Here is a 25,404-nt window from a genome sequence, read left to right as displayed (position 1 = left end):
CATTAAAAGTGAATCCTGAACGCGGGTTCTTGCCAGACCGGCTATCACCTGACACACTCGCCCCATACAGCAATCGTCGCACGGGAGGGGAGAACCGGGCCATGATAGCGCTTTTATTTGCGTTACTTACAGCCACGATGGGGCTGAATTATTTCAATCGCACCACAGCCGCCAATGTGCTGTTCTTTTTCACGCTGGCGTTGAGTGTGTATTGGTTTAAGTTCCACGCCACCAGCCAACTGACGATCCAGTTGTAGGAGGGCTGAGATGACACCGGAACTCTCACGCAGCCTGAACGCGCTTGGCATGTTGGCGGTATCTCTGGTGCTGTTGCTGGCCTATATCTATCAGCTGAAACTATACGAACTGCCCTGCCCATTATGTCTGTTGCAGAGGGTTGGCTTCGTCGCTGTGGGCGTGGGACTGGGGTTGAACCTGCTCTACGGTGCCCGCCCCCGGCACTACGCAATAATACAGCTCGCGGCATTGTTCGGCGGCAGTGTTTCCGTGCGCCAGATCCTGCTGCATATCGTGCCGGGAACCGGGCATTACGGCTCGCCCGTGCTGGGGCTGCATTATTACACTTGGGCCGCGATCTGTTTTTTCCTGATCCTGCTGGGCACGGCACTCATGCTGTTGTTTGACCGCCAGTTCAACAAAGAGCCACAGCCCCGTTTCGGCGGCAGCACGCTGGCGAAAACCGCGTTTTTCATCATGTTCGGTTTGGCCGCGCTGAATGCGGTCTCGACCTTGGTGGAATGCGGGCCGGGTATCTGCGCCGATCCTCCCACCAGCTATAAATTGATTGACGAAATGGGTGGCAACGGCTGAGGATGAGGTAACCTTCCCAAAAGGAGGCACGAGCATGGGTTTACTGGGACAGCCGCTTGGCTTTTACGACTATCTGACCTTCGTGGCACTGATATTGCTGCTGGCAGCGGTGATGGCATTGTTTCTGTTCATCATGGGGCTGCCGGGGCGGATCGCGATCAAACGCAACCATCCACACGCCGAAGCAGTCAAGATCATGGGTTGGATGGGGTTTCTGGCAGTTGTTCCTTGGGTTCATGCCTTCATGTGGGCATTCCACGATGGCGTTACCGTTGACATTCGCCGTACGCCTGATGACGAAAAGGATGCCATTCGCAAGGAAATCAAACGGTTGGGCGGTACGGTAAACGAAGAATACCGCGACCCGCTGGACCCGGACGACACACAGAAGAGCTAAAGCCAAAGGAATACACAGACTATGTTCGTCGCCCTCGGCATTACGCTGTTCTACATCATTTTCGTCTGGTTCATTTTTTTCAAAGTTCAATGGCTGAAGTTCAACATCACCTGGGGGATTGTCACCTTTTGGATTGGTGCACACCTGTTGCTGGTGTTTCTGGTGGCGCTACGGTTCTTTCAGCCGTTCTCGATCGACAGCCACGTTGTCCGTTCGACCATTCAGATCGTGCCGCGGTTGACCGAACCGACCATTCTGACCGAGGTGCTGGTCGAACCGAACACCGAGGTCAAGAAGGGCGATCCCCTCTACCGCTTTGACGACACCGTGTTCGCGCTAGAGGTCGAGGAGGCTACCGCGCAACTGGTCGCAGCCGAGCAGAACGCCAAGATCTTGGAACAGGATGTCATTGTCGCGGGTGAAAACGTAGAACGCGCAAACGCGCAACTGGCCTATGCGCTGACGCAACAAGCGCGCTATGAAAACCTCGTGCCTGCGGGCGGTGCACGTCAGGATGAGCTGGATCGTTGGAATGAACAGGTCACCGAGGATCAGGCGCAGATCAATGAGGCCGAAGCCAACCTGGAAAAGGCCCAACTGGCGCTGGATTCTCAGATTGACGGAGTGAACACCGGCATCCTTCAGGCGCAGGCTCAGTTGGAAAAAGCCCAGTACTTCCTTGATAACACAACGATTTACGCACCCGAAGACGGTATGATCGTATCACAACAAGCCCGTCCGGGTCTGGTTGTGGGTGATATCCGTTTGGGTGCAATCGCCAGTTTTGTCACCAAGGACAACCCCTATATCCTGGCCACCTACCGCCAGCAGAACCTGAAATTCGTCGAAGTCGGTCAGCCGGTTGAAGTGGCATTGGACCTTTATCCCGGCGAGATTCTCACCGGCAGGGTCGAGGCGATCTGGTGGGCAACCCGTCAGGGTCAGTATCTGCCCTCGGGCCGCCTGCCCGGCTTTGAACTACCAAGACTGCCGGGGCGCATCGCGGTGCAGATCTCGGTCGATATCCCGGACGGTCACACCTTCCCCGCAGGCGGACATGCGGCGGTGGCAATCTATACCGGTCAGGGAAAAAGCTTCGAGTTTCTGCGGCGCATCAACATCCGCCTTTACTCTTTCGCCAACTTCATCAGACCTTTGGATATCTGAGGACGCATGACATGACCCGGGCCAAGCTTCACCGCACACTGATCGGCACTGCCCTATGCGCGACCCTGCTGGTCGGCTGCGCACCTGTCGGCCCGGATTTCGTGCGTCCGAATTCTCCGGTCGTGAAAGAATGGATTGAGGTCAACAGCCCCAGCGCCGGTCCTAGCGGCCTGACCTCGCGCAGTGCGCCGGTGGTGAAATGGTGGGAGACGTTCAACGATCCCACCCTGAACAAACTGATCGCCGAGGCTTATGCGCAGAACCTCGATCTGCAGGTCGCAGGAGCTCGCGTTCTGCAAGCCCGCGCGCAATTGGGGATCGCGTTCGGAGAGCTGTACCCGCAATCGCAGGCCATCGGAGGATCGATTGAGCGGCGGCAGATCAGCGATAACCTCGGACCGATTTCCGATATCCAACGGATCATTCCCTTGGATACCGAGTTTTCTACCTCGCAAGTTGGTTTCGATGCACAATGGGAACTGGACGTCTGGGGCCAACAACGCCGCGGTGTTCAGGCCGCGCGCTCAAATCTGGCGTTGCAGGTGGCAAACTATGACGACGCACTGGTTACGCTGACCGGCGACGTCGCGGCGCTGTACGTAAATATCCGCGCCTTACAAGAGTCCCTAGCCGTCGCACGTGAAAACATCAAATTGCAACAAGAATCCGCTGACCTGACCGAATTGCGTTTCAACAACGGCGTAACAACCGAGTTGGACGTGCAGGAGTCCACGGCCCTGCTGAACAACACTAAGGCTCTGGTGCCCGAGATTGAGAGCGACATACAGCAAGCCAAGAATGCGCTAGCCGTTTTGCTGGGCACCACTCCGTCGCGGATGACCAGCCTGCTGGGCAATTCCGGGCGCATCCCCTCGGCCCGCTCCAACGTCGCCGTTGGTGTTCCGGCCGAGCTGTTGCGCCGCCGCCCGGACGTGCGCGCAGCCGAACTGGCGGCGGCAACGCAGTCGGCCCAGGTCGGAATTGCGATGGCCGATCTCTACCCCCAATTCATTCTTTCGGGGTCCATCGGCCTGCAAGCCTCGGGCGGGCGGGATCTGTTTTCTTCGGCCAGCACCACCAGTCTGGCCAATGCAGGTGTAGTCTGGAACGTGCTGAACTATGGCCGGATCAAGAACAACGTCCGCGCTCAGGACGCGGCCTATCAGGCGCTGATCGCGAACTACCAGAACACCGTTCTAACCGCCTATTCCGAGGTTGAAAGCGCGATGGTTGCCTATGCCCAGTCGCGCAAGCAGGTTGGATTCTATGAGAACAGCGTGGCGGCATCGCGCAAAGCGGCCGAGATTGCTGTGGACCAATACCGAGACGGCATTGCTGATTATTCCCGCATCCTGAACACGCAAACTGCGCTGCTGCGGTCGCAGGCCAATCTGATCGAGTCGCGACAGCAGGTGTCCAGCAATCTGGTGGCGGTGTACAAGGGTCTGGGCGGTGGCTGGCAGATCCGTCAAAATCGGGAGTTCCTGCCCGAGACCGTTCTGGCCGAAATGGCCTATCGCACAGATTGGGGCGATCTGCTGCAGGAAACCCCGACCCGCGCCAGCCTGAACTGACCCCTACTTCGTCAGCCCGCGCAGCCCGCCGGATATCAGGATATTGACTTCGTAAAGAATGCGCGGCGCAGCCAAACCGCCTGGGCTGGCCAAGTAGTTCGGGCTCCATTCCGGGTCGAATTTCTGTTTGAACGACCGCAGCCCTTCAAAGTGGTAGAACTGCTCACCATGCTCATAGACGAACCCGCCGACGCGGTTCCAGAATGACGCCAGCTGCCGGTTCTCAATCCCCGAAAACGGCGCCGCCCCCAGCGAGAACCAGTGGAACCCCTGCTCCGCCCCCCAGGACATCATCTCGGCAAACAAAGCGTCCATGATGAAATTCGAGCCGTCCGGCTCATACCGCATCAGGTCCAACGACAATTCGGATTTGTGCCCGCCCTGAAACAGGTTGGCGAAGGCAACGATCTGGCCTGTGTCGCCCTTTCGCAGCACGGCATGATCAAAATAGGACAGGTATTTCTCGTCGAACCCGCCAAGGGCAAACCCCTTCTCTTCGCCCGCCTTTTGCTGAAGCCAGTCATCGGAAACTTTGCGCAGCTCGGGCAGGACCGGTGCCAATTCCTCTTTCGGAATGACCTCAAAAACATAACCTTCGCGTTCCGCACGATGCTTGGCCTGTCTGAACCGCTTGCGGGATTTACCGTCCAATGAGAAGTCTTTCAGCGGCACCCGGGCGACCTCACCGATTTTCAGGATCGACAGACCAAGGTCCAGAAAGGTCGGCAGATACTTGGTCGAAACACTATAGAACGCACACAGCTTGCCCTCACGATCCGCCAATTCCCGCAGTTGCCAGATCAGTTGCTGGCCGGCTTTTTCATCCCCAACCGGCTCTCCTTTGGTGATCAGCGCGTTGCCGGTATCGGCATAAGCCAGAAACGCGCCTTCATCCGGTGCGATCAGGAACTGCTTGTCTCCGGTCAGTGAAATCTGCGCCTCTGTATCTTCGCTTTCCAGTGCGAGGCGTTCCACGGCCGGAGGAATTTCCGTACGCTGCAACTGGGGAATTTCCCGCCCGAACAACGAATTCACCGCCACCACCCCAAGAATGACCGCCACCACAAGACTGGACCGAAGAAAGCGCGAGGCGTCGCCGTTCCATGCAAACTCCCACCACAACGCGTTCTGGTATTCGACGTGGGAATAGGCGAACAGACCGATCCAGAAAATGACAGCCAGCAATGCGATGACACTGACCAACCACGGGATGTTCAGGCGAAAGATCGAGGCGCCACTGACGCGGTAAAACGCCCCGCGGAAGGTCGCCAATACGGCGATCGAGGCCAACATGCCGATCGCCTCATGCGTATCCAGCCCTTTGGTCAGTGAGGCCACAAACCCAGCCACCATCAGCAACATCGCCACGATCCACGCGCGATAGAGCTTGCGGAACAGCCCGCGCGAGATAAGGATCAGCAGAACGCCAACCGCACTACCCGCCAGATGGGAAGCTTCGACAAAGGACAAAGGCAGGAAGTCCCGCAACACGCCAAGGTTCTGCGTACTGGACGGCAAAGCGCCCGAAACCAGCAGGATGATTCCCGCCACCGCAGTTACACCCGCGGCCACCATCGGAACAATCGGTCGGATTGCACGATAGACCCAAGTTGCCGCTCCGCTGATGTGGTGGCGATGCGTCAGCGCCGAGGCGACAGCGATTGACAGGCTGGCAATGGCAAAGGGCAGGAAGGTGTAGACCAACCGGTAAAGCAGCAAGGCCGCGATCACGTCAGACCGGCCCGAAGCCCCCAGCCCGGCGATCAGCGTTGCCTCAAACGCGCCGATTCCACCCGGTGCGTGGCTGACGATGCCGACGGCAATCGCCCCGATATAGATCGTGAAGAAATAAGGATAGCCGACCCCAATATCATCGGGCATCAGCGTATAAAGCACCATCGAGGCACCAAACAGGTCTCCGATCGCGGCCAATGTCAGCAAACCGGCCAGCTTGCCACCGGGCAAATTGAACCCAAGCCCGCCATACGCCAGCCTGCGCCCCCCCTTTGCGAGCCAGAGGAACAGGACAACGACCGCCGTCAGCAGGCACATACCAATCACGGTTTCAATCGTGTCACTGATTGGCAGAACGTTGGAAATCCCGTCGGGGTGCAAGGTCAGAAGGATACCCAGCAACAAAACCAACCCTGACCAGAACGCGATCCACGAGGTGGCTATGACTCCGGCAACACGGCTCAGGTCCAGCCCAAGCGAGGCATAGATGCGATACCGGATGGCCGTCCCGGTAATGTAGGAAAACCCAAGACAGTTGGATACGGCGTAACCGCTGGCCCCGGCCATGCCTGCAACTGGTAAAGGCACCTCTCCGTCCGCCACACTCTGCACGGCGAGCACGTCATACATGGACAGAGACAGAAAGCTGAAACATGTCCAGCAGAAGGCAACGAACAGCAGCTTCCACGAGGTGTTCGCAACATCCGTTTGCACGTCCCCCCATTTCACATGATGAGACAACTCGTGCAGCACCACCAGCGCGATCAGGGTGACCAGGATCGGCACCGCAATCCTGACCAGAGGTTTCTCGAGAAACCCGGTAACCCGCTCAGCCCAGCGTACGGCCCAGAGTTCTTTGCCTGTCTCCTGCGTGGTCATGGTTTTTCCCTGCTCTGAGGTGCTGCAATGATCCCGCGGGCGGATCGGCCGCGCGAGGGAACTCTTGCACATTTTCCTTGAACCTCAAAGCACTATGGGCGGATCAGACGCGACCCTTGCGCGTGGACAGCAACAGATTGGTCTCGGACTTGGTGATCCCTTCCATCCTCCGGATCTGAAACAGAACCTCATCCAGTTCGGCTAGAGTTTCGGTTCCGATTTCGGCGATCAGGTCCCAACTGCCATTGGTCGTATGCACGGCGCGGACCTGACGCAGGGCGGCGATGCGGGCCATCGTCCGTTCGGTTCCGCGTCCTTCGATCTCCAGCATCATCAACCCTCGCACCGGGCTTTCCGCCACGTCCTGCCGGGTCAGGACGGTAAAGCCCACGATCTCACCGGATTGCTTCAGGCGTTGCAGGCGGCTGCGGACAGTCGTGCGGGTAACGCCAAGCGTTTCGGCCAACTCGGACAGCGATGCCCGCGCGTCTCGGTGCAAAGCATTCAGCAGTCTGCTATCCAAATCGTCCATGATAGTTTCTCATTTTGTATATCTAAGTTTCATTTTGAGCAATTTGCCCTCTTCTCGCAACCCGGCCCGCAGCCCTAAATAGTCATATGGATAGTAAACACGTAATATTGGTCGGCGCTCCGATGGACGCTGGCAAGCGGCGACAGGGCTGCCGGATGGGGCCTGATGCCTATCGCGTGGCGGGTCTGGATCAGGCCCTGGCGGATCTGGGACACCGGGTGACCGATCTGGGTGACATCATCCCGGACAAAACGGCAACCCCCAAGCACACACATCTGTTCGCCCTGCCCGAAGTGATCGGCTGGACCAGCGCCTTAAGCCGAACGGCGAAGGACATGGCACCGAAAGGCCTGCCAATCTTTATGGGCGGTGATCACGCCCTATCGATGGGTACCGTCTCAGGAATGGCAGTCCATGCTGAAAAACTCGGACGACCGCTCTTCGTACTCTGGTTGGATGCTCATAGCGATTTTCATACGCCCGACAGCACAGACAGCGGCAACCTGCATGGCACACCCGTGGCGTACTTCACAGGCCAGCCCGGTTTCGACGCCTTCCCGCCTGTAACAGCCCCGGTGCCAACCAACCGCGTTGGCATGATCGGCCTGCGCTCCGTCGACCCGGCCGAACGTGCCCGGCTGGAGCAGGACCACGCCATGCTGGCCGATATGCGCAGCATTGACGAGCACGGGATAAAAGCGCCTCTAATAGCGTTCCTGGATCGGGTTCGGGCGGCCGATGGCATACTGCATGTTTCACTGGACGTCGATTTCCTCGACCCATCCATCGCCCCTGCCGTCGGCACCACCGTCCCCGGCGGCGCAACCGAGCGCGAGGCGCATCTGGTGATGGAACTGCTGCACGAAAGCGGCCTCGTCTGTTCGCTGGATCTGGTCGAGTTGAACCCGTTCCTCGACGAACGCGGGCGTACCGCAAAACTTATGGTCGATCTGGCCGCCTCACTGTTGGGGCGCCGCATTTTTGACCGCCCAACCCGGAGTTTCTAATGCAGTCCCTGCAAGCCCCTTCAGCCGTTGTGATGATCCGGCCCCATGCCTTTACCTCGAACCCCGAGACACAGGGTGACAACGCGTTCCAGACACTCGCCACGCGCTCGTCCGAACCCTCGGCCGCGGCACGCGCGGAACATGACAAAGCGGTCGCTCAGTTGCGGGACGCTGGTGTGAGGGTTCACGTCTTCGACGATCTCGGCGATCTTGACACACCAGACAGCGTTTTCCCGAACAACTGGTTTTCGACCCATCCCGGTGGGCATGTGGCGATCTATCCGATGTACGTTCCGTCGCGCAGACGCGAACGCCGGGCAGACGTCATCGAAATGCTGAAACAGGAATACCGCGTTCAGGACGTGATCGACTATTCCGGGTTGGAACAGGACAAGCTGGCGCTGGAAGGTACTGGCGCCATGGTTCTGGATCACATCGGCCGCGTCGCCTATACGGTCAAATCCAATCGCGCCGATCCCGTGTTGCTGGAAAGGTTCTGCACCCATTTCAACTATGAACCCATCGTGTTCGAGGCAAAGGATGCAGAGGGGCGCGATGTCTATCACACCAATGTTCTGATGGGCATAGGCACCAACTACGCGCTGATCTGTCTGGATATGATCACCGACGCGGAACGGCGCGCGACGGTCCAGTCGCGACTTGAGGAAAGCGGTCGTACCGTGATTGATCTGAGCTACGAGCAGATCGCCGAGTTCGCCGGCAATGCCATTGAACTCAGCGGTCGCGACGGCCTGGTGCTTGCCCTGTCCAGTCGCGCGCTCGCCGCGCTCACCCCTGAACAAATCGCCACAATCGAAGCCAGCGCCACACCGCTGCCGCTCTCGGTTCCGACAATTGAAACTGCCGGTGGATCCGTGCGCTGCATGATTGCAGGCATCCACCTGTCCCGCCGATAGGAGACCCCGATGCAACCTTCTGACAAGGCGCTAGTGCCCTTCGTGTCCGTCGACAACATGATGCGTCTGGTGCATCACGTCGGGGTCGAGCGGATGATCACCCAGATCGCAGCCCAGATCGAATCCGATTTCAAACGCTGGGAGAGCTTTGACAAGACCCCGCGCATCCCGGCCCACTCGCCGCATGGCGTAATTGAGTTGATGCCCACCTCGGATGGCGAGGCTTACGGGTTCAAATACGTCAACGGCCATCCGAAGAACACCTCAGAGGGGTTGCAGACGGTGACCGCCTTTGGCCTGTTGGCGGATGTTTACACCGGCTATCCTACCCTGCTGACCGAGATGACCATGCTGACCGCATTGCGAACAGCGGCAACTTCGGCATTGGTCGGTAGTTATCTGGCACCAAAGTCCTCAACCGTCATGGCGATGATCGGCAACGGTGCCCAGTCGGAGTTCCAGTGTCTGGCCTTCAAGGCGATGTGCGGGATCACCACCGTGCGTTTGTATGACACCGACAGTAACGCAACCAGCAAATGTGCCGCTAACCTGCAGGGCAAGGGCCTGACCGTCGTACCCTGTACCACCCCTGAAGAGGCTATCGAGGGCGCGCTTATCATCACGACCTGCACGGCTGACAAGAAATACGCCACGATCCTGACCGACAACATGGTCGGCCCCGGCGTCCACATTAACGCCATCGGCGGTGACTGCCCCGGCAAAACGGAACTGCATCGCGATATCCTTCTGCGCTCGGATATCTTTGTTGAATACCCCGAGCAAACGCGGATCGAAGGCGAAATTCAGGCGCTGGAGGACGATCACCCGGTGACAGAGATGTGGCAAGTCATGACCGGACAGGCCGAAGGGCGCCGCGATGATCGTCAGATCACCCTGTTCGACAGTGTTGGCTTTGCGATCGAGGATTTTTCGGCTCTGCGTTACATCAAATCTGCCATCGAAGGCACAGACTTCTTTGAGCCTTTGGACATGCTGGCCGACCCAGATGACCCGCGTGATCTATTTGGGATGCTCATGCGGGCAAGCTGAAGAACCCGCAAAAGCAGTACCTCGCCCCCGGTTAACCCCCGGGGGCTTTTTCTATCCGGCAAGAGATGGCAGGTAGAGAACAATGCTCGGGAATGCCACAAGCAGCGCGATGGTCACGCCGTCTGCGATGAAGAATGGCGTAACGCCTTTAAACACGTCCTGAACGCTCAGGTCCGGGCGCACACCCGCGACCACGAAGCAGTTCAGGCCGATTGGGGGCGTGATCAGGCAGAACTCGGCCATTTTGACCACCAGTATTCCGAACCAGATCGCGCACATCGGGCCGGACATGCCAAACGTGCTTTCAGCGGCGCTGACAGTTTCGCCCCCATTCAGGGCCATAACGGCCGGGTAGACCACCGGCAAAGTCAGCAACAGCATACCGATGGCGTCCATGAACATGCCCAGCACCGCATAGGCCAGAAGGATGCAGATCAGGATCAGCATCGGCGACATTTCCAATGAGGTAATCCAATCCGAAAACACCCCCGGCAAATCCGCAAATCCCAGAAAACGCACATAGATCAGCACACCCCAGATGATCGTGAATATCATGGCTGTCAACTTGGCGGTTTCCAGCAGCGCCGATTTCAACTCGGTCCACCGCATCCCGTGAAACAGGGCAAAGCAGAAGACAATGAAGGCTCCGATGGCGCCGCCTTCGGTCGGAGTGCCCCAGGCCTGTTCTCCGAAAGGGTTGTAAACAAAGCAGATGATGATCAGGATCACGGCCACGATCGGGAGGGCACCGGGCAAGGACGCAAAGCGTTGTTTCCACGTGAAGCCCGTGACAGGGGGGCCGACAGTTTTGAAGAACACAGCAATGCCGACGATCAAAAGCCCGTAGATCACGGCCGAGAACGCCCCTGGAATGAAACCGGCCAGCAACAGCTTGCCCACGTCCTGCTCAACGATGATGGCGTAGATCACCAGGATGGCCGAAGGCGGAATCAACGACGCCAGAGTGCCCCCGGCGGCAACGACTCCGGCGGCGAATTGCTTATTGTAACCGACCTTCAGCATCTCGGGGATGGCGATCCGGGCGAAGACGGCAGAGGTGGCGACCGACGCACCCGATACCGCGGCGAACCCGGCAGTCGCAAACACGGTCGAAACCGCCAGCCCACCCGGCACCCACGCCACCCAGCGCTTGGCCGCTTCGAACAGCGCGCGGGTGAGACCCGCGTAATAGGCCAGATAACCGATCAGGATGAAGGTTGGGATCAGGCTGAGCGTATGGGCGGCAACTTTGGAATGCGGCACCTGCCCGGCCGTTTTGACCGCGACCGTCAGTGCCTTGCCAAAGCGATCGGGGTCGTATCCGAATTTTGCCCAAAAAATCCAGACCAGTCCGACCAACCCGGCAAGCCCGGCCGCAAAGGCCACACGCATTCCTGTGACAACCAATAGCAGCAGGCCACCAGTGACCCACAGACCAATGTCTATCGTGTCCATACGCTAGTCCTGCCCCTCGAATTGCTCAGCTTCAGCAGCGGCTTGCGCCGCCGCATCTTGGATCAGCGGTACTGCCACAGGATGCTCTAGACCCAATACAAAGGCGCGACCATATCCCCAAACCTGTAGCACCAACCGTGCACACAGGACTGAAAAGGCCACTGGCGCCAGCAGCTTGGCGGGCCAGAGCGGGATTCCGATGTCAATCGAACTGTCGCGGCTCCACATCGGAGCACCAAAGTCGAAAGAGCGGTCGAAATGGGACCAACTGCCCCAAACCAGCGCCAGCATCAGAACAAGGATGAGGATCACCGAGATCAGCTCGAACAGCCACAACGCCCGGCCATGCAGGCGCGAGATGACAATGTCCATACGGATGTGGCCGCCTTCGCGCTGCACATAGGAAATGCCCAGAAAGGCGATTAAGGGCATGGCCTGCTCGATCCAGTCCACATACCCCGGCAACGGCGCGTTGATCGCATTACGCCCACTGACCGAGACCACAGCCAACACCATAAGTCCGAACACGGCGAGCCCGCTGATCAGCGCCAGAAACTGCTCTAACTTCAATAGATTGCGATCCAACCGACTAAGACGGCTACCGTCCTCAAGCACCGTGGCCTGTCCTGCCATTCCGGTGACCCCCTGTCTTTTGATTGGTGTCCGGGTGCCCGATCAGGCACCCGGATCGGGCAATCAGTTGCCGCCGCGTTGCTGCTTCAGCGTTGTCTGGACCAGATCATAGAGATCCTGTGCCGGAAGCCCCTGAGCGGACATGTCCGCGATCCATTGTTCGCGGATCGGATCGGCGGCCTTGGTTCGGAATTCTTCGATCACGGCGTCGTCGATTTCAACTTTCTGGACACCTTTTTCATCCAGAACGCTGTCCCATTTCTCAAGCAGCCCGCCATAATTCGCAAGGTAATGATCAATCGCCTCGCCGATCGAGCTGTTCAGCGCCTCTTTATGTTCGGCGGGCAGCGCCTCGTAGGCCTCGATGTTGACCACAACCGGGCAGTTGACGGTGCCGGGGTTCAGGTTCGCGGTCCACCAGTCAGCCTCGTTAATGGTGCCAAATGACAGGTGGGCGTGCTGGGCAAAGGCGACCGTGTCGACGACACCAGACTCCATTGCGTTGAAAGCTTCGGTTGCGGGCACTGAGGTCGGCACACCTCCGACCGCTTCGAACGCCTGGCCCAGACCACCCGTGGCGCGCACGCGCATCCCGTCGAAGTCGCCCAGCTCATCGCGCGGATCGCCGGTGCCGACCAGATTGTACTGCGGCATGGGCGAGGTCATGATAATGCGCGCGTTCCACTGCGCCATCTCATCCTTGACTGCCGGGTGATCATATACAGCATGGCTGACAGCTACCTCTTCTTCCAGAGTGTTCACACCCAGAAACGGCAGTTCCAGCACGGTGATGGCGCGGTTCTTGTCGCGATGATAACCGGCACAAAACTGGGCCATCTCGAAGGCGCCAATCTCGATGCCGTCCAAATTCTCCTTGGGCTTGGACAAACCGCCATAGCTGACATTGATGGTGAATTCACCACCGGTCTTTTCACTGACCAGTTCAGCAAGTTTTTCAACATGTTCGGTGAAGGCGCGCCGCTTGCCCCAGACAGACGCATTCCATTCGGTTGCTGCGGCCTCTGAAACGAATGCAACACCCAAGGCGGCGACGGCAGCGCCGCTCAATATCTTTTTCATCATGATTTCTCCCTTTGCTGCGCTTCTTGTGCAAGCGCTTGAGATTCAAGCTAGCGCCAACATCGAAATGTGCCAACCCCGGTCCGGCCGTCGCAGCGGTGCGCGCCAGCGCTAACAACCGAAAGGTGAATCGAATGCGCGGAAAAACCCGAAACCACCCCACCATGACGCGGGTTAATTTCGTTACACATATTTAGTTGTTTTTATTTTGTTTTTTGAGTTTATATGCATTTTGTTTACTGATTTATCCAAGCGGGTAAAATTTTTTTACAAACAAATGCTGAGATTTCGGTAATTTATTTCATTGTTTTCAGTTCTCCGTATTATCCATGTCGGGGAGGAAGCGGATCGACAGTGCTCGTGCGTCGGGCAAGTATTGGTCCAGAATTTTCAGTCCAGAGGGAGGAGCCTCAGAATGACAACCGCTGCCCAGGCAGATGCCAACGTTTTTCCGCCGTCCGCCGAGACCGTTGCGCGCGCGCATGTCGATGCCGACAAGTACAACGAAATGTACAAGGCATCGATCGAAGATCCCGTTGCGTTCTGGGGTGAACAAGGCAAGCGGATCGACTGGATCAAGCCGTACACCCAGGTCAAGGATGTCAACTATGACTTCGGTTCGGTTAACATCAACTGGTATGCAGACGGCACGCTGAACGTTTCTGCCAACTGTCTGGACCGTCACCTGAAAACACGCGGCGATCAGACCGCCATCATCTGGGAGCCGGACGATCCGTCTGAGGCGGCGCAGCACATCACCTATGCGGAACTTCACCGCCGCACCTGCCGCATGGCCAACATTCTGGAATCGATGGGCGTGCGCAAAGGCGATCGTGTCGTCATCTACCTGCCGATGATCCCCGAAGCGGCTTATGCGATGTTGGCCTGCGCCCGCATTGGCGCGATCCACTCGATCGTGTTCGCTGGCTTCTCTCCTGACGCTCTGGCCGCACGTGTTAACGGAAGCAATGCCAAAGTTATCATCACCGCCGACGAAGCGCCGCGTGGCGGTCGCAAAACACCGCTTAAGTCGAACGCCGATGCCGCGCTGCTGCACTGCAAGGACACGGTGAAATGTCTGGTCGTCAAACGGACCGGCGGCCAAACCACCTGGGTTTCCGGTCGCGACTACGACTATAACGAAATGGCGCTGGAAGCGGATGACTATTGCGCACCCGCCGAGATGAGCGCCGAAGATCCCCTGTTCATCCTCTATACTTCGGGTTCGACCGGTCAGCCGAAAGGCGTTGTGCACACCACCGGCGGCTATCTGGTTTATGCCGCACTGACTCACGAGATCACGTTCGACTACCACGAAGGTGACGTGTACTGGTGTACTGCGGATGTGGGCTGGGTCACCGGTCACAGCTATATCGTCTATGGCCCGCTGGCCAACGGCGCGACTTCGGTCATGTTCGAGGGCGTCCCGACCTACCCGGATGCGGGTCGTTTCTGGGAAGTCTGCGCCAAGCACAAGGTCAATCAGTTCTATACCGCTCCGACAGCCATCCGCGCCCTGATGGGCCAAGGCAACGAGTTCGTTGAAAAACACGACCTGAGCGACCTGCGTCTGCTGGGCACCGTGGGTGAACCGATCAACCCAGAAGCCTGGAACTGGTACAACGACGTTATCGGCAAAGGCAATTGCCCCATCGTCGACACTTGGTGGCAAACAGAAACCGGGGGACACCTGATGACCCCCCTGCCCGGCGCACACGCGATGAAACCCGGTGCCGCGATGAAGCCCTTCTTTGGCATTCAGCCTGTGGTTCTGGACCCGCAATCGGGCGTCGAGATCAACGGCAATGGCGTCGAGGGCGTTCTGTGCATCAAGGACAGCTGGCCAGGTCAGATGCGCACCGTCTGGGGCGATCATGAGCGGTTCGAGAAGACCTATTTCTCGGATTACAAAGGCTACTACTTCACCGGTGACGGCTGCCGCCGTGACGAAGATGGAGATTACTGGATCACCGGCCGCGTCGACGACGTGATCAATGTCTCGGGCCACCGCATGGGCACTGCCGAGGTCGAAAGCGCACTGGTGGCACACGCCGCCGTGGCCGAGGCCGCCGTGGTTGGCTACCCCCATGAAATCAAAGGGCAAGGCATCTATTGCTATGTCACTCTGATGAATGACCGAGAGCCGTCGGATGAGCTGCTGAAGGAACTGCGCACCTGGGTCCGGACCGAGATTGGTCCGATCGCTTCACCGGATGTCATTCAGTGGGCCCCGGGCCTGCCCAAGACTCGTTCGGGCAAGATCATGCGCCGTATCCTGCGCAAGATAGCCGAGAACGACTTCGGCTCGCTGGGTGACACCTCGACCTTGGCCGATCCGTCGGTGGTCGATGACCTGATCGAAAACCGCGCGAACAAGTGAGGATGTGATGGACGCTGCCGCTACCACTACCCCCGCCGTTCTGATCCTTCTCGGTCCTCCGGGTGCCGGAAAGGGTACGCAAGCGCGTATGCTGGAAGACCAGTTCGGGCTGGTTCAGCTCAGCACCGGTGATCTGTTGCGCGAAGCAGTTGCTGTCGGCACCGAGGCCGGTCTTGCCGCCAAGGCCGTCATGGAGGCCGGTGATCTGGTCAGCGATGAAATCGTTATCGCCATCCTGCGAGACCGCATGGCCCAACCGGATTGCACCAAGGGCGTCATTCTGGACGGCTTCCCCCGCACCACGGTTCAGGCCGAGGCGCTGGATGGCTTACTGGCATCCGCCGATCAAAAGATCAGTGCCGCGATCAGCCTTGAGGTTCAGGACGCCGAAATGGTGATCCGCATCTCGGGCCGCTACACCTGCGCCGGCTGCGGCGAAGGATATCACGATCAGTTCAAACAGCCTGCCGAAGAAGGCAAGTGCGACAAGTGTGGCCACACCGAATTCAAGCGCCGCGCTGACGACAACGCTGAAACCGTTGCGTCCCGCCTTGCTGCGTATCACGCGCAGACTGCACCGCTGATCGAATACTATCAGGCTCAGGGTGTGCTGAAAGGCATCGACGCCATGGGTCAGATCGATGACATCGCGAACGACCTGCAAGGGCTCGTGCACGAGGTCATGAATTAAGGGGAGGAGATAAGCCCCCCGGGCTTTGATCCTACAGAAGGATACTTCAAAGGAACCGCCTTGGCGGACCGGTGGAGTTTTGCCTGACACCAATCCGGTGTTCGGCACAATCGAGAAGCGGCCCGGCGCACTGGAGGAGTTGGGTGACGGGCCGCCCAACGAGGAAGCGAAGGAGGAACCCGCAATGGCGGATCATTCAACAAACTCCGCGCAGACTGCCGAAGCCGACAAGGGCTATTGGCAGGCCAACCTGCGCCTCATTTACATCAGCCTCGCGATCTGGGCGCTGGTGTCGTTTGGATTCGGCATACTGCTGCGTCCGTTGCTGTCGGGCATCGCCGTCGGCGGAACCGATCTGGGCTTTTGGTTCGCTCAGCAAGGATCGATCCTGGTCTTTCTTGTGCTGATCTTCAACTACGCCTGGCGCATGAACAAGCTAGACGCCGAATACGGCGTGGACGAAGAATAAGGGAGAGCGGGGAAAATGGATCAGTTTACCATCAACCTGCTGTTTGTTGGCGCTTCATTCGCGCTATACATCGGCATCGCGATCTGGGCCCGTGCGGGTTCCACATCGGAATTCTACGCCGCCGGTCGCGGCGTTCACCCGGTCACCAACGGTATGGCGACAGCGGCGGACTGGATGTCCGCGGCCTCGTTCATCTCGATGGCGGGCCTGATTGCCTTTACCGGCTATGACAACTCGACCTTCCTGATGGGTTGGACCGGTGGCTACGTGCTGCTGGCTCTGCTGCTTGCGCCGTACCTGCGTAAGTTCGGCAAATACACCGTCTCGGAGTTCATCGGCGACCGCTTTTACAGCCAAACCGCGCGCATCGTTGCCGTTATCTGTCTGATCGTCGCATCGGTGACCTACGTGATTGGTCAGATGACCGGCGTGGGCGTGGCCTTTGGCCGCTTCCTCGAGGTGTCGAACACATCCGGTCTGCTGATCGGTGCCTGTGTCGTGTTTGCCTACGCGGTTTTCGGCGGGATGAAGGGTGTGACCTACACCCAGGTTGCTCAGTACTGCGTGCTGATCACGGCCTACACCATCCCGGCGATCTTCATCTCGCTGCAGTTGACCGGCACGCCGATCCCGGCCCTGGGTCTGTTTGGTGACACCGCCAGCGGTGAACCCCTGCTGACCAAACTGGACGCGATCGTGACCGAGCTGGGCTTTGCTGACTACACGGCGCACCATTCGAACACGCTGAACATGGTTCTGTTCACGCTGTCGCTGATGATCGGTACCGCCGGTCTGCCGCACGTGATCATGCGCTTCTTCACCGTACCGCGCGTGGCTGACGCCCGTTGGTCGGCTGGCTGGACGCTGGTCTTCATCGCCCTGCTGTACCTGACCGCCCCCGCGGTTGGCGCAATGGCGCGTCTGAACATCACCGACATGATGTGGCCCAACGGTGGCATCGAAGGTGGCGCTGTCTCGGTCGAGGAAATCGACACCGATCCGCGCTATGACTGGATGAAAACCTGGCAGAAAACCGGTCTTCTGGATTGGGAAGACAAGAACGGCGACGGCAAGATCCAGTACTATAACGACCAAAACACCGACATGCAGGCGATTGCGGAAGAAAAAGGCTGGGTCGGCAACGAGCTGACCAAGTTCAACCGCGACATCCTGGTTCTGGCCAACCCCGAGATTGCCAACCTGCCGGGTTGGGTGATCGGTCTGGTCGCTGCCGGTGGTCTTGCGGCTGCCCTGTCAACCGCTGCGGGCCTGTTGCTGGCGATTTCGTCGGCTGTGTCGCATGACCTTGTCAAAGGCGCAATCAACCCGCAGATCTCGGAAAAAGGCGAGCTGATGGCGGCTCGGATCGCAATGGCTGTGGCTATCGTTGTTGCCACCTATCTGGGTCTGAACCCACCGGGCTTTGCGGCTCAAACCGTGGCCTTGGCCTTCGGTCTTGCAGCAGCCTCGATCTTCCCGGCGCTGATGATGGGGATCTTCTCGACCCGCATCAACAACACCGGCGCGGTTGCTGGTATGCTGGCAGGTCTGACCGTTACGCTGATCTACATCTTCCTGCACAAAGGCTGGCTGTTCATTCCGGACACCAACTCGTTCACCGATGCTGACCCGCTGCTGGGTCCGATCAAGTCGACCTCGTTCGGCGCTATCGGTGCGATGATCAACTTTGCAGTCGCATATGTTGTCGCCGGAATGACCAAAGAGACTCCGCGGGAGATCGTCGAATTGGTCGAAAGCGTTCGCATTCCCCGTGGCGCGGGCGCAGCTCAGAACAAATGAGCATGATGCGGCATCTGGCTAACTTCCATGTGCCGCATTTTTCGATCTACTACTCCCGTCCGGCACACCACCGGGCGGGATTTTTCAACCAGACGCCCAGGATTTTTTGATGCCTCTCTCTCACGACCAAATCACCCGGTTTCTGAAATCCGTACATCCTTATGACGCCCTGCCCTCTGAAGCACTGGACGATCTGGCCAAACAGATCGAGGTGCGAGAGGTTGATGAAGGCTCTCCGGTGTACACGCTGGGACATACCCTGCCCGGTGTCTTCCTGATTTACGAAGGTCAGGTCGAAATCACAGATGAAAACGGCGCAGTCGTCTCTCATCTCGGGCTCAGAAACTCTTTTGGCGAGCGCGGCCTGTTGAAAGACGGCAAAGCGGCAACTCATGCGCACGCGGATACGCCGTCGGTAGTGTTTATTCTGCCTTCGGCAGTGGTACGTCAACTGATCGACAATCATGATTTCGTCGCCAAGTTTTTTAACCGGACGCGCGGCGAGCGTTCCGGCCCGCAAAGCCTGGCAACCAGTTCGATTGATGTCCTGATGGCGCGCAATCCGGCCACCTGCCCCGCGGCCATGCCGGTTCAGGAGGCGGCGCGGCTGATGCGTGACCGCCACATTTCATCCCTGTGCGTGACCGAGGGCGACTCGTTGCTGGGCATCGCCACGCTACGCGACATCTCGGGCAAATACGTGGCAGACGCCATGCCCGACACCACTCCGGTTTCGGCGATCATGACGGTTGATCCGATCACCTTGTCGCCCACCGATATCGGCTCGGATGTGTTGCATGTGATGATGGAGCGCGGAATCGGTCACATCCCGATCGCCGAGGGTGGCAAGCTGGTCGGCATCGTGACACAGACCGATCTGACGCACTATCAAGCCGTCAGCTCGGCTGAACTGGTTCGTCAGATCGCCCTTGCCAATTCGGCGGATGAAATGGCGCAGGTCACGGTCGAAATCCCGCAATTGCTGATGCAACTGGTTGCCGCGGGCAACCGGCACGAAATCGTTACCCGTCTGATCACCGACATCGCCGACACGGCAACGCGCCGACTGCTGGCATTGGCTGAAAAAAAGCTGGGGCCAGCGCCAGTGCCCTATCTGTGGCTGGCCTGCGGCTCGCAAGGACGGCAGGAGCAGACAGGCGTATCGGATCAGGACAATTGCCTGATGCTGGATGACAGCGTGACCGAGGCCGACATGCCCTATTTTGCGGAACTTGCGAAATTCGTCTCTGACGGGCTGGATACCTGCGGGTATTTCTATTGCCCCGGAGACATGATGGCGACCAACCCTCGCTGGTGTCAGCCGGTGCGCGTCTGGCGCGACTATTTCAAGGGCTGGATCGCGAAACCGAACCCCGAGGCGCAGATGCTGGCATCGGTCATGTTCGATCTGCGCCCAATCGGCGGCGCGTTCGAACTGTTTACCGATCTTCAGGCCGACACGCTGGCCGCAGCCAATTCGAATTCGATCTTCGTGGCGCACATGATCTCAAACTCGCTGAAACACACCCCGCCACTTGGCTTGCTGCGTGGTTTCGCCACCATCCGCTCGGGCGAGCATCGCAACACGTTGGACCTGAAGCACAACGGCGTGGTTCCAGTGGTCGATCTGGCCCGTGTCTACAGCCTGCAGGGCCAATTGACCGAGGCCAACACCCGTGCCCGCCTGAAGGCCGCCGAAGCCGCCGAAGTGCTAAGCCCCTCAGGCGCGCGGGACATTCTTGACGCTTATGACCTGATTGCGGAAGCGAGGCTGGAACATCAGGTAAGGCTGATCAAATCCGGTGAAAAGCCCGACAATTATCTCCCACCATCCGCCTTGTCGGATTTCGAGAGGAGCCATCTGCGCGACGCCTTCGTTGTCGTAAAAACGATGCAATCCGCGGTGGGTCATGGCAAGGGTATGCTGGGCTAGGCCAGAAAAAACAATACGGACGCAAGCGTCTGAAATTTGGAGTGACACATGTTTCTGGAACTGATCGGTACCATCTTTGCGGGCTTTGCCTTCGCAGGTGTGGTGATGGTAGTGAACAAATTGACGGGCGGCCGCCTGCCCCGCTGGGCGGCTCCGGTCGCTGCAGGCCTGGGCATGATTGGCATGACCATCGCCAGCGAGTACTCTTGGTATGACCGCACTGTTGAGACCCTGCCAGATGGCATGGAGATCGTGCAGGAAGTCGAAAGCCGGGCCTTCTATCGCCCGTGGACCTATGCGGTGCCCTTTGTTGATCGGTTCGCCGCTATTGACACGGTCTCGGTTCGCACCAACGAGCAGGTTCCGCAACAACGGCTGGTCGATATGTACTTCTTTGGCCGCTGGGCTCCGATTTCTAAACTGCCGGTGGCCGTCGATTGCGCCGCCAACAGCCGCGCCAGTCTGGCCGATGGTGTCGAATTCGGTGATGATGGCCATTTACAGAACGTTGATTGGCTGAGTGTCGGCGACGGTGACCCGATAATTGAGGCAACCTGCGGAGTGTAACATGCTGACCCGGTTGAGCCTGCGCATTCGCATTTTTCTGTTCTTCTGCCTGCTTGCCCTGGGCGGCGTGGTGGTCAGTTCTCTGGCACTGTGGATCAGTTACAAGCGCGCCGCGGACCCGGCCCTTGCTAACGCTTTCATCTTTGCCGAAATCCTCATCGCCTTCGGTATTGTCGGTTTAATCGTAGGTGTATGGCTGCTGTTTGACGACAACGTCGCCAAACCGATCGAGAGGTTGTCAGCCCAGCTGCGCGCCCGCGCCCATGCTGGGGTCAGTACAGATGTCGATATGCAGGCTGCGCGCTATCTGGGAGATCTGGCCCCCGCTGCAGCTGGATTGGCGGATCAATTGTCGGGCAAGACAATGGATGTCGCCGAAGCTGTGGCTGCAGAAACCGCGCATCTGTCAGCCGAAAAACAACGGCTAACTGCGTTGCTGACCGAGATACCCGTGGCAATGGTGCTGGCCAGCCCCACTCATAAGATCGTTCTCTATGACGGTCAGGCCGCCGGGGTTCTGGCCCAGATCGCGCATCCCCGTCTGAACGCCTCGTTATTCGAATACCTGCAGCCAGTGCCTCTGCAGGAAGCCTATGAAAAACTGTCAAAAACCGGGCTTGAGGTCGAATGTACACTGACCAGCATTGACGGCGCGCAGACCTATGCCGCCCGGATGAAACCGCTGGGCGACGCGCCCGGTTATCTGCTGATCTTTGACGAAAGTGCCGCCAATATCGAGCCCGAAGCCGCGCGGCCGCTGGTCTATGATTTCGACCTGCTCAACAGCGCAGCCGGAGGACAATTCGAAACGCTCGCGCTTCAGGAGTTGTGCTTTGTCGTCTTTGACACCGAAACCACCGGGTTGCTGCCGCACAAAGACGAGATCGTCCAGATCGGCGCGGTGCGGGTGGTGAACGGCCGGATTGTCGCGGGTGAGAAGCTGGATATGCTGGTCAATCCCGGCATGCCCATCCCGCCAGCCTCGACCAAGGTTCACAAGGTCAGCGACCGCATGGTCGAAGGCGCGCCGGACATTGCCGAAGCCGGTCGCACCTTTCACCAGTTCGCGCGAGATGCGGTGATCGTGGCGCATAACGCACCCTTTGACATGGCGTTTCTGCGGCGTCACGCCAAACACATGGATGTCGAATGGGATCACCCCATTCTGGACACGGTTCTGTTGTCCGCCGTTCTGTTTGGCGCCAGCGACAAACACACGCTGGATGCCCTGTGCGACAGACTGGAGATCACCATCCCGCACGAGCTGCGCCACACGGCACTGGGGGATGCGGTCGCCACGGCGCAGGCGCTGGTCAAGATGCTGCCGATGCTGAATGCGCGCGGCATGACCACCTTTGGCGCTGTCATCGAAGCCACCCGTCAGCATGGTCGTTTGCTGGAAGATCTGAATTAACCGCAAAATATTCAGATAGAATTCAGCTTTTCATGGACAATCACAGTTGGCCATGGCACCTGATGCCCGGCCACTGCACGAGCGCGTAATGACGGAAAAAACCTTCATCCCCACCCCGGATCAAAGCCCCGCGTTTCGCGAAGCATTGGGGTGTTTTGGAACCGGGGTCACCGTCGTTACGACGCATTCGGCAAACGGACCGCGCGCGATCACTGTCAACTCTTTTTCGTCTGTGTCGCTGGATCCGCCACTCGTGTTATGGTGTTTGGCCAAGGATTCGCACAGGTTCAGTTCCTTTAATGCCTGCCAACACTATTCCATTCACGTGATGGCCGAAGAACAGCAGGATCAGGCTTTGCGGTTCGCGCGCGACGGGTTGGATTTCTCACATGCCGTTTGGGAAACCGATCACAAGGGCCGTCCGCAACTTGCCAACTGTCTTGCCCGGTTCGACTGCCAGCTTCATGCCAAGCACGAGGCCGGTGATCACCTGATCCTGGTTGGTGAGGTCGAACAGGTGATGTACCGAACCGGCAAAGGCCTGATCTTCAAACGCGGTCAGTTCGGCGGGTTTGCGGACCTGCTTTAATCGTCCAACGAGCCGTGGACGGCCAGCGCCTCAAGCTGTGTTTCCTGCGGGGTGATGATGCGAAACGACTCATGTACGCCGCTGTCGGACAATTCGCGCGCAACGGTCAATAGAGTATTGGGGGCGTGTTCCTCGCATAGTTCAGCCATATGGACGATCTCGGTCTGCGCCACACCCAACGCAGCCTCGACCGAGGGCGCGCCGTAGAATTGCACGAAATGTTCGGCCAGGTTCCGCGCGATCTGATCCATTTCCGCCTGTTGGATCTGGGTGACGGCGACAAAAGTCACGCGCCCAAAAGTCTCAACGCCCAGCCAGCCGTTTGAAAAGGCCTGCCGTGCCTTGCCCTCCAGATCAGCCTGCCCCCAGTTTGAAAACTCGAACCCGCCCGAGATGCACCATTCTCCGGTCCGGGCCGGGGAATGGAAGACGTTTGTGTCGCTTTCATCGAAATGGATCGCGCGGGCCAGTTTCATTATCCGTTCTCCAACAGTTCGGTCAAAGGGCGCAGGCGGGTTTCGGCACCTTCGCGGATCAGCATCCCGAACCGCTCATCCGTTCCCAGAAAAACGCCGGTCTCGCAGGGTTCTCCGACACCGCGCAGCAACCCCATCCATTCGCCATGCAGAGGCGCATTACCGTCCTCCTGCCAGCGGTTGAGCCAAGTCAGCATGTGCCGCGACCAACTCTCGACCAGTTGTAATGGCGAAACCTCGGCGCAGCCTTCGTCATACAACGCCGTGATATCCGGCGTTTTGCCCGGTGCCACGCTGGTTTGCATCAGCGCCAATTCCCATCCTACGGCCAACCAGTCGGGTTCTTCGTCCGGGGTCGTCGTGGACGCTGAAACACGAAACTCACCGCATTTCGCGCCGTTCACGCAGATCAACCCGTCCCAGCCAAGATGCACGGCGACCTCGGGCGGGGCCAGTGCGCCCAGTGCGTTCTGGAACCCCACGGCGCATAGCGGCAGCATCGCCATGGCATCCTGCAAGGGAACCTCGGGCGCGAAGACAATCGCCACCCGCAGCCGGTCGGCCTGAATGTTGTACACGACCGATCCGGCATCACAGCCCAGCGCTGCCATGGCTTGCGCGCGTTCGAACGGGTCTTCCCCACCCTGCACCGGATGGCCCGACAGCAAGGGCGGGAAGACTGGCTCGCTCATGCGTTGCCCTTGGCGATCATGTCCCGAGCGATCTTGCGGAAGGCTTCGGCCTGCGGGCTGTCAGGCTTGCTGACGACGATGGGGGCACCTCCGTCGGCGGCAACCCGGATATTCAAGTGAAGCGGGATTTCGCCCAGCAGCGGTACGCCCAGCGCCTCGGCCTCGGACGCAACACCGCCATGACCGAACACGTGTTCCTCATGCCCGCAGTTGGAACAGATATGCGTCGACATGTTCTCGATCATTCCAACGATCGGCGTCTTCAGCTGGTTGAACATGTCGATCCCTTTGCGGGCGTCGATCAAGGCCACGTCCTGCGGGGTGGAAACAACAATGGCGCCGTCCACCTTGAACTTTTGGCTGAGCGTCAGTTGCACGTCACCGGTTCCGGGCGGCAGGTCAACGATCAGCACGTCCAGCGCGCCCCATTGCACCTGGTTCATCATCTGCTGCAGCGCGCCCATCAGCATCGGTCCGCGCCAGACAACCGCCTGTCCTTCATTGGTCATCAGCCCCATCGACATCATGGTGACGCCGTGATTGCGCAGCGGCAGGATGGTCTTGCCATCCGGGCTGGCCGGACGGCCTGAGACTCCCAGCATCCGGGGCTGCGACGGGCCGTAGACGTCGGCATCCAACAGACCCACACGACGACCCTCAGCCGCCAAGGCACAGGCGAGGTTTGCCGAAATGGTGGATTTACCGACACCGCCCTTGCCCGAAGCTACGGCAATGATCCGGTCCACGCCCGGAACGACCTGCGGACCGGTTTGCGAGGGTTTGGGTTTGGGTTTCAGATCCGGCGGCGCCTTGTCGGAATGCGCGGTCATCATCGCCGAGACCTTGGCCACCCCGTCCACCATCTGCGCCGCCTTCTCGGCGGTGGCGCGCACCGGCTCCATCTGCTCGGCGTGTTTCGGGTCAATCTCCAGCACAAACCGCACCGTATCGCCCTCGACGTTCAACGCACGCACCACTCCCGCGCTGACGATATCCTGGCCGGACACAGGATCAGTGATCTTCTTCAGGTTCGCCAGAACCGCGTCACGAACACTCATGCCGTTACCCCTTTGACTTGTCCCACCACGAGGTTGCATTTCATTGCATGTGTCTCCGTCTTGTTCAGTTCAATTGACG

Annotated in this window: 24 protein-coding genes; 16 read left to right on the top strand and 8 right to left on the bottom strand. The window is 58.8% G+C overall.

Annotated elements, in window-relative coordinates:
* Nucleotides 1–101: 101 nt before the first annotated feature.
* From ACR1XY_RS03130 to ACR1XY_RS03110, 5 genes are read left to right on the top strand one after another with little or no spacing between them, the layout of a single operon-like run.
* Nucleotides 102–257, top strand: coding sequence for a DUF5993 family protein (locus ACR1XY_RS03130; RefSeq protein WP_480589746.1), 156 nt, complete (start codon nucleotides 102–104; stop codon nucleotides 255–257).
* Between the two features lie 10 nt (nucleotides 258–267).
* Entirely contained in the window at nucleotides 268–831 is a 564-nt protein-coding gene (locus tag ACR1XY_RS03125) for a disulfide bond formation protein B (RefSeq protein ID WP_480589743.1), read from the top strand.
* Nucleotides 832–865: 34 nt separating this feature from the next.
* On the top strand, nucleotides 866–1,228 hold the full coding sequence (locus ACR1XY_RS03120; protein WP_480589740.1) for a DUF3302 domain-containing protein: 363 nt from the start codon (nucleotides 866–868) through the stop codon (nucleotides 1,226–1,228).
* Between the two features lie 21 nt (nucleotides 1,229–1,249).
* A complete protein-coding gene (locus ACR1XY_RS03115; RefSeq protein ID WP_480589738.1) occupies nucleotides 1,250–2,395 on the top strand; it encodes an HlyD family secretion protein in 1,146 nt (381 codons plus the stop codon).
* 11 nt (nucleotides 2,396–2,406) lie between these two features.
* Nucleotides 2,407–3,969: an efflux transporter outer membrane subunit gene (locus ACR1XY_RS03110; RefSeq protein ID WP_480589735.1), complete on the top strand. Its 1,563-nt coding sequence runs from the start codon at nucleotides 2,407–2,409 to the stop codon at nucleotides 3,967–3,969.
* A 3-nt stretch (nucleotides 3,970–3,972) separates the two neighbouring features.
* Here ACR1XY_RS03110 and mprF read toward each other — a convergent pair whose 3' ends face one another.
* Nucleotides 3,973–6,582, bottom strand: a complete 2,610-nt coding sequence (gene mprF / locus ACR1XY_RS03105) for a bifunctional lysylphosphatidylglycerol flippase/synthetase MprF (RefSeq protein WP_480589733.1) — start codon at nucleotides 6,580–6,582, stop codon at nucleotides 3,973–3,975.
* A gap of 103 nt (nucleotides 6,583–6,685) precedes the next feature.
* Nucleotides 6,686–7,114, bottom strand: coding sequence for an Lrp/AsnC family transcriptional regulator (locus ACR1XY_RS03100; RefSeq protein ID WP_170324645.1), 429 nt, complete (start codon nucleotides 7,112–7,114; stop codon nucleotides 6,686–6,688).
* 86 nt (nucleotides 7,115–7,200) lie between these two features.
* On the opposite strand from ACR1XY_RS03100, the gene rocF reads away from it, so the two are divergent.
* The 3 genes from rocF to ACR1XY_RS03085 are packed head-to-tail and all read left to right on the top strand — an operon-like array spanning nucleotide 7,201 to nucleotide 10,088.
* Nucleotides 7,201–8,121 (top strand): arginase, encoded by a 921-nt coding sequence (rocF, locus tag ACR1XY_RS03095; RefSeq protein WP_480589731.1) that lies wholly within the window; start codon nucleotides 7,201–7,203, stop codon nucleotides 8,119–8,121.
* Nucleotides 8,121–9,038 carry a citrulline utilization hydrolase CtlX gene (gene ctlX / locus ACR1XY_RS03090; RefSeq protein WP_480589729.1) on the top strand — a complete coding sequence of 306 codons (918 nt, stop codon included), beginning with the start codon at nucleotides 8,121–8,123 and terminating at the stop codon, nucleotides 9,036–9,038. The genes rocF and ctlX overlap by 1 nt, the downstream gene beginning before the upstream one ends.
* A gap of 9 nt (nucleotides 9,039–9,047) precedes the next feature.
* Nucleotides 9,048–10,088, top strand: coding sequence for an ornithine cyclodeaminase (locus tag ACR1XY_RS03085; RefSeq protein WP_480589727.1), 1,041 nt, complete (start codon nucleotides 9,048–9,050; stop codon nucleotides 10,086–10,088).
* A 51-nt stretch (nucleotides 10,089–10,139) separates the two neighbouring features.
* On the opposite strand, the gene ACR1XY_RS03080 is transcribed toward ACR1XY_RS03085, so the two are convergent.
* The 3 genes from ACR1XY_RS03080 to dctP form a co-directional block, all read right to left on the bottom strand.
* On the bottom strand, nucleotides 10,140–11,543 hold the full coding sequence (locus ACR1XY_RS03080) for a TRAP transporter large permease (protein ID WP_480589725.1): 1,404 nt from the start codon (nucleotides 11,541–11,543) through the stop codon (nucleotides 10,140–10,142).
* Between the two features lie 3 nt (nucleotides 11,544–11,546).
* Complete coding sequence (locus ACR1XY_RS03075; RefSeq protein WP_480589723.1) at nucleotides 11,547–12,176, bottom strand: TRAP transporter small permease subunit; 630 nt, start codon at nucleotides 12,174–12,176, stop codon at nucleotides 11,547–11,549.
* 63 nt (nucleotides 12,177–12,239) lie between these two features.
* Nucleotides 12,240–13,256 (bottom strand): TRAP transporter substrate-binding protein DctP, encoded by a 1,017-nt coding sequence (gene dctP, locus ACR1XY_RS03070; RefSeq protein ID WP_480589721.1) that lies wholly within the window; start codon nucleotides 13,254–13,256, stop codon nucleotides 12,240–12,242.
* 415 nt (nucleotides 13,257–13,671) lie between these two features.
* Between dctP and acs the strand changes: the two genes are divergently transcribed.
* The 8 genes from acs (at nucleotide 13,672) to ACR1XY_RS03030 (ending at nucleotide 23,099) form a co-directional block, all read left to right on the top strand.
* Nucleotides 13,672–15,636, top strand: a complete 1,965-nt coding sequence (acs, locus tag ACR1XY_RS03065) for an acetate--CoA ligase (protein ID WP_480589719.1) — start codon at nucleotides 13,672–13,674, stop codon at nucleotides 15,634–15,636.
* Nucleotides 15,637–15,643: 7 nt separating this feature from the next.
* The gene (locus ACR1XY_RS03060; protein WP_480589717.1) at nucleotides 15,644–16,327 is read left to right on the top strand and encodes an adenylate kinase; all 684 of its coding nucleotides are present in this window, start codon (nucleotides 15,644–15,646) and stop codon (nucleotides 16,325–16,327) included.
* 184 nt (nucleotides 16,328–16,511) lie between these two features.
* On the top strand, nucleotides 16,512–16,796 hold the full coding sequence (locus ACR1XY_RS03055) for a DUF4212 domain-containing protein (RefSeq protein WP_480532861.1): 285 nt from the start codon (nucleotides 16,512–16,514) through the stop codon (nucleotides 16,794–16,796).
* A gap of 15 nt (nucleotides 16,797–16,811) precedes the next feature.
* Nucleotides 16,812–18,596, top strand: a complete 1,785-nt coding sequence (locus ACR1XY_RS03050; RefSeq protein ID WP_480589716.1) for a sodium:solute symporter family protein — start codon at nucleotides 16,812–16,814, stop codon at nucleotides 18,594–18,596.
* A gap of 109 nt (nucleotides 18,597–18,705) precedes the next feature.
* Nucleotides 18,706–20,529: a DUF294 nucleotidyltransferase-like domain-containing protein gene (locus tag ACR1XY_RS03045; protein WP_480589715.1), complete on the top strand. Its 1,824-nt coding sequence runs from the start codon at nucleotides 18,706–18,708 to the stop codon at nucleotides 20,527–20,529.
* A gap of 48 nt (nucleotides 20,530–20,577) precedes the next feature.
* On the top strand, nucleotides 20,578–21,096 hold the full coding sequence (locus ACR1XY_RS03040) for a hypothetical protein (protein ID WP_480589714.1): 519 nt from the start codon (nucleotides 20,578–20,580) through the stop codon (nucleotides 21,094–21,096).
* Between the two features lies 1 nt (nucleotide 21,097).
* A complete protein-coding gene (locus ACR1XY_RS03035) occupies nucleotides 21,098–22,510 on the top strand; it encodes a 3'-5' exonuclease (protein WP_480589713.1) in 1,413 nt (470 codons plus the stop codon).
* 88 nt (nucleotides 22,511–22,598) lie between these two features.
* Nucleotides 22,599–23,099 carry a flavin reductase family protein gene (locus ACR1XY_RS03030; RefSeq protein WP_480589712.1) on the top strand — a complete coding sequence of 167 codons (501 nt, stop codon included), beginning with the start codon at nucleotides 22,599–22,601 and terminating at the stop codon, nucleotides 23,097–23,099.
* Here the strand turns inward: ACR1XY_RS03030 and ACR1XY_RS03025 are convergent.
* The 3 genes from ACR1XY_RS03025 to ACR1XY_RS03015 are packed head-to-tail and all read right to left on the bottom strand — an operon-like array spanning nucleotide 23,096 to nucleotide 25,325.
* A complete protein-coding gene (locus tag ACR1XY_RS03025) occupies nucleotides 23,096–23,575 on the bottom strand; it encodes a DUF6505 family protein (RefSeq protein ID WP_480589711.1) in 480 nt (159 codons plus the stop codon). The genes ACR1XY_RS03030 and ACR1XY_RS03025 overlap by 4 nt on opposite strands.
* Nucleotides 23,575–24,267 carry a biotin/lipoate--protein ligase family protein gene (locus ACR1XY_RS03020; RefSeq protein WP_480589710.1) on the bottom strand — a complete coding sequence of 231 codons (693 nt, stop codon included), beginning with the start codon at nucleotides 24,265–24,267 and terminating at the stop codon, nucleotides 23,575–23,577. Before ACR1XY_RS03020 ends, ACR1XY_RS03025 begins: the two co-directional genes overlap by 1 nt.
* Nucleotides 24,264–25,325 carry an Mrp/NBP35 family ATP-binding protein gene (locus ACR1XY_RS03015; protein WP_480589709.1) on the bottom strand — a complete coding sequence of 354 codons (1,062 nt, stop codon included), beginning with the start codon at nucleotides 25,323–25,325 and terminating at the stop codon, nucleotides 24,264–24,266. The genes ACR1XY_RS03020 and ACR1XY_RS03015 overlap by 4 nt, the downstream gene beginning before the upstream one ends.
* Between the last annotated feature and the right edge of the window lie 79 nt (nucleotides 25,326–25,404).

The organism is Ruegeria sp. AD11(2025) (assembly GCF_056542405.1).
The sequence above is the reverse complement of the archived record's forward strand: the minus strand, read 5'-3'. Positions and strand labels throughout refer to the sequence as shown.